Source organism: Stieleria tagensis (assembly GCF_024129865.1).
Classification (GTDB): Bacteria; Planctomycetota; Planctomycetia; order Pirellulales; family Pirellulaceae; genus Stieleria; species Stieleria tagensis.
In genome coordinates this window covers 135,232-147,507 of record NZ_JAMYFE010000058.1, presented here as the reverse complement: position 1 = coordinate 147,507, position 12,276 = coordinate 135,232, and the positions used below count along the sequence as shown (strand labels likewise).

The 12,276-nt window shown below is 57.3% G+C and carries 10 protein-coding genes; 2 read left to right on the top strand and 8 right to left on the bottom strand.

Features of this window, described 5'->3' with window-relative positions; all coding sequences use genetic code 11:
- Positions 1–77: 77 nt before the first annotated feature.
- The 8 genes from NHH03_RS14835 to NHH03_RS14800 form a co-directional block, all read right to left on the bottom strand.
- Complete coding sequence (locus NHH03_RS14835) at positions 78–530, bottom strand: hypothetical protein (RefSeq protein WP_253157390.1); 453 nt, start codon at positions 528–530, stop codon at positions 78–80.
- 4 nt (positions 531–534) lie between these two features.
- On the bottom strand, positions 535–1,584 hold the full coding sequence (gene floA, locus NHH03_RS14830; protein WP_253157424.1) for a flotillin-like protein FloA: 1,050 nt from the start codon (positions 1,582–1,584) through the stop codon (positions 535–537).
- Between the two features lie 224 nt (positions 1,585–1,808).
- The gene (locus NHH03_RS14825) at positions 1,809–2,396 is read right to left on the bottom strand and encodes an NfeD family protein (RefSeq protein WP_253157388.1); all 588 of its coding nucleotides are present in this window, start codon (positions 2,394–2,396) and stop codon (positions 1,809–1,811) included.
- Between the two features lie 119 nt (positions 2,397–2,515).
- Positions 2,516–4,696: an NfeD family protein gene (locus NHH03_RS14820; protein ID WP_253157386.1), complete on the bottom strand. Its 2,181-nt coding sequence runs from the start codon at positions 4,694–4,696 to the stop codon at positions 2,516–2,518.
- A gap of 135 nt (positions 4,697–4,831) precedes the next feature.
- Positions 4,832–5,749: a ParB/RepB/Spo0J family partition protein gene (locus NHH03_RS14815; RefSeq protein WP_253157423.1), complete on the bottom strand. Its 918-nt coding sequence runs from the start codon at positions 5,747–5,749 to the stop codon at positions 4,832–4,834.
- A 64-nt stretch (positions 5,750–5,813) separates the two neighbouring features.
- Positions 5,814–6,560: a ParA family protein gene (locus NHH03_RS14810; RefSeq protein WP_253157384.1), complete on the bottom strand. Its 747-nt coding sequence runs from the start codon at positions 6,558–6,560 to the stop codon at positions 5,814–5,816.
- Between the two features lie 659 nt (positions 6,561–7,219).
- Positions 7,220–8,566: an adenosylhomocysteinase gene (gene ahcY / locus NHH03_RS14805; protein WP_315861457.1), complete on the bottom strand. Its 1,347-nt coding sequence runs from the start codon at positions 8,564–8,566 to the stop codon at positions 7,220–7,222.
- A 218-nt stretch (positions 8,567–8,784) separates the two neighbouring features.
- On the bottom strand, positions 8,785–9,462 hold the full coding sequence (locus NHH03_RS14800) for a phosphoribosylanthranilate isomerase (RefSeq protein ID WP_253157380.1): 678 nt from the start codon (positions 9,460–9,462) through the stop codon (positions 8,785–8,787).
- A 152-nt stretch (positions 9,463–9,614) separates the two neighbouring features.
- Here NHH03_RS14800 and NHH03_RS14795 point away from each other — a divergent pair, with 152 nt between their 5' ends.
- Both NHH03_RS14795 and NHH03_RS14790 read left to right on the top strand, forming a co-directional pair.
- The gene (locus tag NHH03_RS14795; protein ID WP_253157378.1) at positions 9,615–10,439 is read left to right on the top strand and encodes a hypothetical protein; all 825 of its coding nucleotides are present in this window, start codon (positions 9,615–9,617) and stop codon (positions 10,437–10,439) included.
- 139 nt (positions 10,440–10,578) lie between these two features.
- Positions 10,579–12,135, top strand: a complete 1,557-nt coding sequence (locus NHH03_RS14790) for an ExeA family protein (protein WP_253157376.1) — start codon at positions 10,579–10,581, stop codon at positions 12,133–12,135.
- Positions 12,136–12,276 lie beyond the last annotated feature (141 nt).

Sequence of the window (12,276 nt, the reverse complement as noted above, 5' to 3'; positions counted from 1 at the left end):
GCGTCGGATTACCAAAAACCAATGCCCCGGGCGAAGCCGCGTCTTCAAGCCGCTTCGGCGATTCAATCGCCGAATGCCTACCAATCAAAATCGGGGCGTTCGAGAATCTCGCGCAATAGAAATGCTTGTTGCAATCCGCTCGGGCGTTGCATCAAATCCAGCAACTGTTCGGCGGGGGAACCACCGGCGATCGAAATCACACCGCGATTCTGTTCTCCCGGCTCATGAATGTCCAATTGCTGTTTGGCAACCCGAGCTTTGGCCGCGGCGGCTTTCTTTTGGGATTCTGCCAACCGTCGTTGCTGTTCGGCCAACGGGTTGACCGGCTGGACGATCTCGGCCACGGGAATCGCTTCCTCGACCGGTTTGCGAACCTGTCGTTCGCGGCGCGAGTCGGTGTATTCCGGTTTGGGACGAGGGGGTTTGGGCCGCGGGGGTTGGGCGGCCGGTTTTGCACCCGTTTGCTGCTGTTGTTTTTGTGCCCGCCGCTCGGCAGCGCGGCGAAGAAATTCTTCCAGATCGCCTGCCATTGAATTAACCGTTTCGTTCGTCGAAAGTTCGTTTCTGCCCCGTCGACGCGATCGACTTTCGCATCTCCGTGTCGGCGCTAACGTTCTGTAGTTTGTAATAATCCAAGATGTGCAGTTTGCCGGATCGGAACGCCTCGCTCATCGCTTCCGGCACCGCAGCTTGTGCCATCACCAATTCGGCGCGACTCTCTTCGATCTTGGCCTCCATTTCTTTTTCTTCGGCTACCGCGGCAGCCCGTTTACCTTCGGCGCGAGCACGAAACACTTGCGTGTCGGCTTCGGCCTGGTCGGCCATCAGTCGGGCACCGATGTTCGCTCCGACGTCGATATCCGCGATGTCGATCGAAACAATTTCGAATGCGGTTTGCGAATCCAAACGTTTTGCCAACACAGCTTTACTGATCACATCAGGATTCTCCAACACCGCCGCGTGGTCTTTGGCGCTGCCGATCGCACTGACAATGCCTTCGCCGACTCGGGCGATGATCGTTTCCTCGGTCGCACCGCCGATCAATTGTTGCAAGTTCGCACGAACGGTGACTCGAGCTCGTACCTTTAATTGAATTCCATCTTTTGCCACCGCATCCAACGATGGTTTCACAGATCCTCGCGGCGGGCAATCAATGACTTTGGGATAGACGCTCGTCTTCACCGACTCCAACACATCCCGACCGGCCAAATCGATGGCGGCAGCTTCGCGGAAAGTCAACGAGATGGTCTTGGCCTTCTTGGCAGCGATCACCGCTCGCACGACTTGTTGCACGTTACCGCCGGCTAAGTAGTGAGCTTCGAGCGCTTCACTGGTCATGGCTGGGTCGTCCAATCCGGCCTGGACCGCCATGATCTTGCTGCGCACGATCGAGCGCGCATTGACCTTGCGGAACGTCATTCCGATCAAGTCTCCGATACCGACTCCTGCGCCGGTCAACCAGGATTGAACCCAAATGCCAAAGTAGCTGGCAAAGACAAAGAACACGACCAGCATGATGCCAATCAAGATCAACGCGCCGATCAGCGCCGGCACTGTCAAATCACTTGCGTCGGCTGCTAACAGACCGAGCCTTGAAGTTGCCGGGAGCGAAAAAAACAACGACCCGAAATTCATTGGGTTTCATCCTGTCGGTGCGAAACTAGTTCAACCAGGGGCGAGCGAAAATCGCTTTCCCAAGTAAGTCTTTGGATAAACAAAATGTAACCGATCGGAATACCGACCGCGACAGCGCCCGGGGCATCACGGGATTCTGCGGGTTCTGCCACGCATTTGACCGAACACTCGTCTCATTCTTCCAAACCGTCCAAATCCATTGTTTCCAAACTGGATTCGATCGATTCGACTTGGCGTTGAATCTGGAATTGTTCCGGCATGATGTCACTTTCGCCAGCAGCGCGGACGTGAATTTTGCCGGCGACTAGACTGATCACGACGACCTGAGTCCCCGCGTCGATCACCGACCCTTCGGACACCGCGTCCAGACGCATGCCATCGATGACGACCAAACCACTCGGCATCAAATGGGTCTGGGCGATTCCGACACGCCCCAGCAATTCCTTCCGTTTTGCGCCGCTGCGAAGTCGGCTCTCGGTCGGTTCGTCCAGCTGGCCGGGCTGACGATTCAGAATCCTGCGGCCGATCGCGGTTGACGGCCAGTGCTGGATCATCAAGTACAAAATCAGCGGTGTTATGATCACCACGAACAGCGTGATCACGATTCCCGCCGTCAGACTGTGAGTGAACGCGATGGCAATCGATGCCAACGCGCTGATCGCCGCAGCAACGCCGACGGTTCCTGCACTGGGAATGAAAAATTCACCCACCAGCAGGATCACATACAGCAACAGCAGAGCGATCGAATAAGTCAGCGGCATCTAGAAATCATGATCAACAACGTGAAACAAAACCAACCTCTGTCGCCGGGTTCTATTGAGCGCGGGGAAAGCGGTCTCGCAGAGGCCACCTACAGGAAAAGTGGCCTGACAGGGGCCAGCTAGGGCGATTGGATGCCCCCTTCGACAACGATCTTGGTCCCGTGGATTTCGACCACCGTCACCTCGGCATCTTTCTCGATCATCGAACCATCACTCACGACCTGGACAATCTGGTCACCGAACCGGGCTTTGCCGCTCGGTCGCAGCGCGGTCGTGGTGCGCCCGGTTTGATTCATCAGCCCACTGTAGTCCGCCAATTTTTCAGCTTGATCAATCGCAGCCAGATCCGGTGCTTCCATTACCAGATGACGAAACAAGGGCACATGAGGAAACAATTGTCGCATCAAGACAATCCCGCCAAACAAACCCAGCAAACTGCCGAGGGCAGCCCACAATCCGCGTGTGATCACAGCCAATTGATAGGAATTGTGTGGCAGCACAAACGTCTGGCTCATCAACACAATCGAAGCGATCGTCATCAACAGACCGCCAATCCCAAACACGCCAAATCCGGGAATCACCAACACTTCCATGGCGATGCACCCCAGCCCCAGCACCAGCAACACCAATTCCAACCACTCCGCAGTTCCCGCCAAATAGTTCATCCAAAAGAACAGCCCAAAACAAACCATCGCCAGAAAACCGGGCACCCCCATACCGGGAGCATTCATCTCAGCCGACAGGCCTACGAACCCAACCATCAACAAGATCATCATCAGACCTTTGCTCTGCCCCAACCGCTCCACAAAACGCACCAGCCCTCGATCGGACACCGGTTGGGGAACCGAATCCAAACCCACACTCAATGCCACTTCGCCCAGTGAATCACTCTGCCCGTCGGCCAACCCCAGCTCAACCGCCTTGACTGCGTTTAGACCCTCAGCCAACTCAATCCGTTCGCCTTTTTCCCAGCGGTCAATTTCCAATTGCGGGTCGTCGACGCCGGCCACCAAATCCTCCGCCGTGGCGTAGCGAATCTGCCCGGTTTTTTTGTTGGTGTAGTGGTACACTTCCAGTTCGCTACAGAGCAATCCGCGAATCAATCCGCTGGGACGCTTGGTGGCATTGGCAATCGCATCAATCAACTCCCGATGGTTGTCCAAGTCCTGCAGCGAGATTTCGTCGGCCCCCACACCGCCAAGAATTGAACTGGGGTTTAGATACAACGGTTTACAGGCCATCGCCAGCAGCGCGCTATCGCCGCGTGCTTCATGGCTGACATAACCGGCGACGGTCCGCAGCGGCGGTTCGGGTGCCGAAAACAAACTGCTCAGGCTGGCGCTCTGGTCAATGTCGCCGCCGATCGAATCAATCGTGACCAGCCAAGTGTTGATCGAATCGTCAGTCAATGATCCGTTCAAGTTGCTTTGCCAACGCCGAACGCGACTGCGAGAGACCGATCCTGCGACCTCCAACAACACACCTTTTGCTTCGCCACTGATCCCGCTGGATTCCACCGGAGACAGTTTTGCCAAATCCAACACCTGGGCGGCATCCTCCAACGAGTCGACGATCCCTGCCGCAATGCGTGCCGATCGCAGTTGTTCGGCGCTCAGCACTGCCGGAACCCCCGGTCCACTCCAAACTTCTTCGGCCAGAACTTGCCCAGTTTCCCGCAGTTTCACGAGGGAATCCCCGGCGGCAAATGTCTTGCCACCGCCGACCTTGCTGACCCAGGCCAATTCGGTGCCGGGATCGATCAAGGCTTTGACCAAAGGCGGTGGAAACAACCCGCGTCTTGCAGCGATGTTTTGATACAACAATTCCACCGCTTCATCACCGGAAGTCTCGCCGACGGATGCGTCAGCCAACTGACCGGCGGGGGCAACCAAGACCGCATCGGAGGCTAGGATCGGCAGGACCGAATGTCCATCGACTCTGCCTTGCACGAGCGACACGATCCGCAGCGAGCGCAATTGATCGCCGGTCATTCCCCGGGCGACTTTCAGCGCATCTTCGAACGCAGTGGATTGACCGCCGGTGGAATCGGGGCTGTAGCGCAGCACCACGTCTAAACGATCGCCCTGCGGCGCCGATTTCACCAACCGTTCCAACTGGCCCAACAGATCGGTTGCCGCCGGTCCGGACAACGGCACCGGCACGTCCAGGACGTATCCGTTTTTTGTGTCCGCCGCCCAGGCCGCTGATGCAGCCGCCAGCAAAACGATCCAACACGACAGCCAAGCACGCAGGTTCACCATCGCGAACTCCAAAAACACCAAGAACAACGCCCATCGCATTATAGGGCACAGAATCCCTAGGGCGAGGTCGCTCAATCAAAGGATTAAGCGGCGGTTGGCGGGCAGAGAAGAGCTCTGCGGCGAAGATGTGGGACAGGCCAGACGCCTGTCCCGGCGGAAAAGTCCGGCGAAAGCTTAGCCGGCAACCCGCAATTTGGGTCGACTTTCTTGCGTCAGCATCGCTCGCAAACGCTCGAATTCCTCTGCATCGCTAAAGTGCAGCGTGATCTTGCCACGCCCGCGTGCGCTGCTTTTGATTTCGACTTTGGTCCCGAACACCATCCGCATCTCTTGCTGCATCGATTCGATGTGCGGCGATGTCTGGCGTCGCTTTTGACGGGTCGCGTTGACGACCTTGCGTCCGGTCTCTTGGTCCTCTTCAGTCTTCAGCATTTCGGCGACCATGGTTTCGGTCGCGCGAACGCTAATTTTTTCCGCGATGATTTTTTTGGCCGTGACCACTTGGACTTGTTCATCACCGATCGGCAATAGTGCCCGTGCGTGTCCGGCGGTGATTTCACCGGCCTGCAACAGATCGATCACGCCTTGGGGCAATTCCAGCAACCGCATCAGGTTAGCGATCGTACTGCGGTCGATGCTCAATCGACGCGCCAGATCATCCTGCTTGCACTTGTGTTCTTCGATGTAGCGTTTAAACGACAACGCCTTTTCGATCGGGCTCAGATCCTTGCGTTGCAGGTTTTCGATGATGGCCAGTTCGGCGACCAAACGATCGTCGGCTTCACGCACTTCGGCGCGAATCGTGGCCAGCCCCGCGTGGATGGTCGCTCGCAGACGTCGTTCGCCGCTGATCAACTGATAGCGTCCGTCGACAATGCGAACCAAAATCGGTTGCAGTTGCTGGTGGCTTTTCAGGCTCTCGGCCAGCGATGCGATCTCGTCAGGATTGAATTCCCGTCGTGGCTGAAACGGATTGTTCTCAATTTGGTCGACCGGCAGTGTCAACGATTGCACGCCGGCTTTCGCCGCTGCCGATTCGCTCGCTGGACGTTCACCGCCCGACTCACCCAGTTCGGCCATCTCGTCATCCATCGAACTGCCCAACAGAGCAGCCAGACCTTTTCCCAATCGACGATCCTTCGTCCCGGCAGATGAACTAGTCACGCTGTAGCACCTCCATGCACAACTGCGTATATGCGTACGCTCCGCGGGATCGCGGCGCGTATTGAAAAACCGTTTCGCCGTGACTGGGCGCTTCGCTTAGCGAGACGTCCCGTGGCACGACAGATTCGAACACGATGTCACCAAAGAACTCGCGGACCTCTTGGTCGACTTCGCGAGTCAGTTCTAAACTGGGATCGTACATGGTCAGTAGGATCCCGCCAAAGGTCAGTCTGCCATCGGTGGCGACAATCACCTTTTTGATTGTTTTGATTAGCTGTGTCAGTCCTTCCATCGCGAAGTATTCGCATTGGATCGGAATCAACACTTCGGTACTGGCGGCCAGAGCGGTCTGTGTCAGTTCGCCGACACTGGGCGGACAGTCGATCAGGACAAAGTCATAGGACTCGAACACACTGTCCAAGTGTTTGCGAACGCGAACGGCTTGCTGGTCGTCCGAGGTGGCTAACAGGTCGACGTCTTGGAAACTACGGCTGCCTGGCAGCAAGGCAAGCTTTGGCAGCTTGGTCACCACGATCGATTCACTGACACTGCGATCACTGACCAGGGCATGGCCGGCGGTCGGCGATTGGCCAAGCGATGTCGTTGCGTTGCACTGGGGATCCATGTCCATCAACAGGCAGGATTGGTTGGCGATCGCAAGCGATGCAGCCAGATTCACAGCAGTCGTCGTTTTACCGACACCGCCTTTCTGGTTGACAACGCACAGGATCCGTCCCACGTCCTTTCTCCCCCAAAAATGTTTCGTCGATGTTCGTTGATTTGGTTTCGCGGGAAACTAGGCAAAGTACGGTTGGTGAAACAAGATCGGTTTCACAAGAAACTGCCCTTGACAGAGGAAACACGGGCAAGCGGCCGGCCGCGTTGTCGCAGGTCTCTGGGGACGTCGATTGTCTTTCCGACGCTTCTCGTGATGATCGGTGTCTCTCAGAACGACATGGTCCTGAGCCGCGAAGCGGCGGCAGCATGTCGCCATGGGCGTGAGCCCATGGGTGATCTCAAGCAATAGGCCGGAGGCCGACATAACCTCTGCCGGTGGCATCAGCCACCGGAAAGAGTGGCAATGAAATCGCAAGCCCCGGAGGGGCGACACAGATGGGCAACTGTGTCGCCCCCTCCGGGGCTTGGCGGGTTCGTCAAGGTTCCAGACCGGTGGCTGATGCCACCGGCAATTCATGTGTCGGCCTCCGGCCTGGAGGCCTTGTGAGCGCAGCCAGCAAACCGCCACCCTAGTATTCCTAGGTTGCGAGCGACAAAGCCGACCTGGCCTGTCGGCAACGAAAAACAGCCGCCGGAGTGGGACTCCGGCGGCTGCGCATCTTGAATCAGCGATGTCCGTTCAACGTTGCTGCGAACAACAGCATCCTCCGAGCGGGCGGCTTAGTAGCGATAGTGATCTGGCTTGAACGGCCCTTCGACCGGCACGCCTAGATAATCCGCTTGGTCCTGTGTCAGGGTGGTCAATTTGACGCCCAATTTTCCCAGGTGCAATCGAGCGACTTCTTCGTCCAACCGTTTCGGCAACATGTGAACCTTGACCGCGTAGGTGTCGTTGTCTCGGTTTTGCCAAAGTTCCAGTTGGGCCAACACCTGGTTGGTGAACGAGGTGCTCATGACAAAACTGGGGTGACCGGTGGCACAACCCAGGTTCACCAGACGGCCTTTGGCCAGGATGATGACACTGCGGCCCGATTCTTTGAACGTGTAACGATCCACCGCACCGATCTCGGCCGGCTTGATTTCGTCTTTGGTCGCACGCCCTGCTTTGACTTCGTTTTCCAACCAGGCAACGTCGATCTCGGTGTCGAAGTGACCGATGTTGCAAAGGATCGCATCCTCGGGCATTTCAACCATGTGGTTGCCCAAGATGATGTCCTTGTTGCCGGTTGTGGTCACGAACAGACGGCCTTCCTTACAGGCCTCTTCCATCGTCGTGACTTCAAATCCTTCCATCGCAGCTTGCAGAGCGTTGATCGGATCGATTTCGGTGACCAACACGCGACAGCCATATCGCTGCAGACTGTGGGCACAGCCTTTGCCGACATCGCCATAGCCACAGACCACAGCCACCTTGCCGGCAAGCATCACGTCGGTTGCTCGTTTGACACCATCGGCCAGCGATTCGCGGCAGCCGTACAGGTTGTCGAACTTGCTCTTGGTCGCACTGTCGTTGACGTTGATCGACGGCACTTGCAATTTGCCCGAACGATTCAGAACTTCCAAGCGGTGGATGCCCGCGGTGGTTTCTTCGCTGACGCCGTGGATGTCGTTCAGCAGCTCAGGGAAACGATCGTGAACCATGGCGGTCAGGTCACCACCGTCGTCCAGAATCATGTTCAATTTTTCGCCCGACGGGAACGTCAGGGTCTGCTCGATGCACCAATCGAACTCTTCGTCGCTCATGCCCTTCCAGGCGTAAACCGGGATTCCGGCGGCAGCGATCGCAGCGGCGGCGTGGTCCTGGGTGCTGAAAATGTTACAGCTGCTCCAGGTCACTTCGGCACCGAGCTCGATCAGCGTTTCGATCAGGACCGCGGTCTGAATCGTCATGTGCAGACAGCCGGCGATGCGGGCTCCGGCCAACGGTTTCGACGCACCGTACTTTTTGCGAAGTGCCATCAGACCTGGCATTTCGGTCTCAGCCAGATTGATTTCTTTGCGGCCGTATTCCGCGAGTGAGATGTCTTTGACTTTGTACGGCAATCGGTCGGTATCGACTTGCGACACGGTATACTCCAGCATTGTGGTGAATGAGATTCAACCACGTTTGAGGGGAATACGAACCTACCACAGGGACTCCCGCTGGCACGCGCTCCCCGAACGCGTTTGCAGACCCGCTGCGCGTCCGGCCTCACTTGCCAGCGGCAAGCTTCCCAGTCCCACAGTGGGTCGGATCGAGATTCGGCGACACGCCGAAAGGAAGTGACTCGATCGAACGCAACAGTCTAGCGTCCAGGGTCGATTCGGCAAAGTCCAGTCGCCGCGACAAACCCTGCGATTCGCTCGGCATTTTTGACTCCTTTGGGACATTCGACGCCGCTAGCGCTGTCTACTGAAATGGCGCCGGTGGCCCGGATCGCCGCAGCCACATTCTCCGGTTTCAGCCCGCCGGCAAGCGTCCAAGACACGTCCGGATACGCCGCCGCCCAGGCCCGGACCGACGCCCAGTCGAGCGTTTTACCACTGCCGCCCATCGCTGCCCCGGCGTCAACGTCTAACAATAAGTGACAGCCCAACAGCATCCAGTCGGCCGACCGTCGCTCCATCAATTCGACATCAAATGGCAATTTAGGCAATTTGATGGCGCGGATCACGGTTTGCCCGCGTTGGAGCAAAACCGCCGCCGTTTCGATGCTTTCGTCACCATGCAGCTGAATCGCGTCCAACCCAACTCGATCAGCCACCGTCAACATCGACTCGGCACTCTGATTGACGAACACCCCGACCCGCAACAGGCCCGCGGTGTGGGCCTGTTGAGATAGTTCGCGGGTCGAATTTGACTGTGGATCCAGATAACGAACGCTGGGCGGAAAGAAATTCAGCCCGACCGCATCGGCACCGGCCGCCGCGACCGCCGCGACGTCCTGGTCCAGTCGAACACCACAGATTTTGACTCGAAACACAGCATCCCCCGGTCAATCGTTACAAACCCAACAAACTCTCATGATTCCGCTGGCCACCCCAGTTGGGCGATGTCGATAACGCCGATGCCACGAAATCCCTGGTCCTAGGCGTCCATTTTCCCCTGCGCTTTCTGCTCGGAGCCCGCAACGCGATGAAAGATCGATCCAAGTTAATCGACCTGGCACTTGTTTTTGCCGCCACGTTTGTGATCGCATTGGCAGTTTGGCCCAAGACCACGCCGCGATTGGTGGTCCGCTGCAACACCGTCGACAAAGGCTGGCAAACCTACAGCATCGCCGTGGACGACCCTAGCTTGAACGAATTGCAACAAAAGGTCCACCGCTGGAACGTCCCCGAATCCGACCCCCAGTATGTGACCGCGAAATGGCAAAAGGAGCTGGCCGAATTCTATCAACAGTGCGAACAACCGCGCGCTGATAATCCGGACGTTGACGCCCCGTCGGCCGCGGCAAACACGCCGGCCACTGCCACCCTGTCCGATAGCGTCACCACGGCGTCGTTTGATCAGCCATCCAAACCAATCGAATCCGAGTCCGAATCGGGGACAGGCGACGATCTGCAAACCGCCGACGACGATACCGCCGATGACGTGAAGTTGGTCGGCTTCGACCAGTCAAGGACGATGGAAGAATCCGCTGCCAGCCCCAGCGACACGAATTATTGGGCCACCGTCCAACAATCCGCTGAAGCGACGATGCAAGCCGCGCTATCACACCAGAGCGTGCCGGTGGTGTTCCAGCAAGTCACCCCATCGGTCTGGCCGCAGCTGGCATTTCACTTTGCATTCCTGATCGCCCTGGTAGCCGCCTGCGGTTACAAGCAATGGAATCTGTGTGTACCGACCCGCGACAATGCGCCACTAAAGGAACAGCCGATCGCCGTGCTCGCGCGGCTCGGCACCTTCGGGGGGTTCGTCCTGCTGGCAATGCTGAGCGCCGCATCGATGTGGCTTTAGAAAAAACCGTGATTTCTGGTTGATCCAGACCAGACACACTGAAGGACCGTGTGAAGTTCTGCCGATTGTTCCGATTGTAGGGAAAACGCCTCGCACCAGCGTTTCCCGTTGCCACACGCCAATCGGACACGAACGAACGATGAAAAATTCCGAGCACGATTTCACTCTGCCGCCGTTTCCCGGGTTTCCTTCCACCAACCGCTACGTTTCTCTGGGTCCGGTCTTGGACACCGTCACACGTGTTGCGCGCAGTGTGACCGCCCGTGAAGCCATCTCGCTGGTCATCGGCCCCCCCGGGACCGGAAAATCTCTTGCCTGTGCCTTGCTGGCAAAACAATTTGCGGGTTCTCATGACGTCGTTTTGATCGGCGAGACCAGTATCAACAGCGAAACCGCTTTCTACCGATTTCTACTGCACCGCTTGGGCGTCGCCTTGGATACCAGCGGACACGACGATCTGGAGCTGTTGCTTCTGGAACGATTAACGGGCAAAGACGCCAACCCCAACGGTCTGGTTTTGATCGTCGACGAAGCCGCTTCGTTGTCGGCGGAGGTCTTGGAATCCATTCGCCGCGTCACCAATTTGATGCTCCGCGACAAGCCGATGGTCAGCGCCGTCGTCGCCGGCGGCGTCAAACTGGACGAGACCTTGACCGCGCCGTCGATGGAACCGTTTGTCCAACGCATCGCCTCGCGCTGCTATCTGCATCCACTCAGTGCCGGCGAGACACGCGACTACATTCGCGGCGCCATCACAGCTTGTGACGCATCAGCCGATGAAACGATCACCGATTCGGCCGTGTCAGCGATTTTTCACGCGACCTACGGTGTGCCCCGTTTGATCAACCAATTGATGACCGAAGCCATTGATTGTGCGGCCGAGTTGGACCAAAACTTGATCGACGATCACACCGTCGACAAAGCTTGGGCCAGCCTGCAGCAATTGCCCGGTCCGATGACCGAAGAACCGTCGATGAAACGACAGTCGTCTGTCATTGAGTTCGGTGAGTTGTCCGCCGACGATGCAATGGACAACGATTCGAGCAGCGAAAGGTTCAGTGAACTCGACTGTGAGACAGTCGGCGCGCTGGTCGGTGATGACAACGCCACGGTTGAGTCAGCGGAGTGCCAAACGGAATTGCAACTCGCCCCCGAACCAGCCACCGACCCCGTGCAACTGTTTGGTGATTTCGACGACGAAGAAAGCCTGGAGATCGGTGTCGGTGCCAAGAAACAACAACGCGCCGAATCCACGCACTTGGATTTCGAATCCATGTTGCACTCGGAAATCATCGGTCTCAGTCACTATGCAGCCGAAAGCGTGCAGGGTTCGATCAGCGACACAGACGCAACCGAAGACGTCTCCGAGGAACTTTCGATCGACACCTTGATTGAATCCGATGCGGCATCGACCGCTGCAAAAGCTGACGGCAAAGACGACGAGATCGAATACCCAAGTGTGCTGTGGTACGACGAACCCGAATCGTTCGCCAGCGAAACCGACGACTTCGATTCGCCACGCAGCGACGACAGCGACCTGCTGTGGATCACCGAAGACATCGATGTCCAGCGCCGCGAACTGGAACTTGAGGCCGGTGTCTCGCCGCATCGCGTTGATCCGGCGGCCCAGACCGACGCGCCAAAGTTGAGCATCGATTATCGGGAAATGTTGGAAAAGATGCGAAATCAATCCTGATCAGGCCCCGGCCGATTCCCCAACGCACCGAAGAATTTCGGTGCGTTTTTTTATGGGTGGTAGAATCAGATCCGATCTTCATCGAAACTAAACACTGTGTCTGGCCGGTGATTCAGGCCGCGACTGATTGCTCCTTCCCGA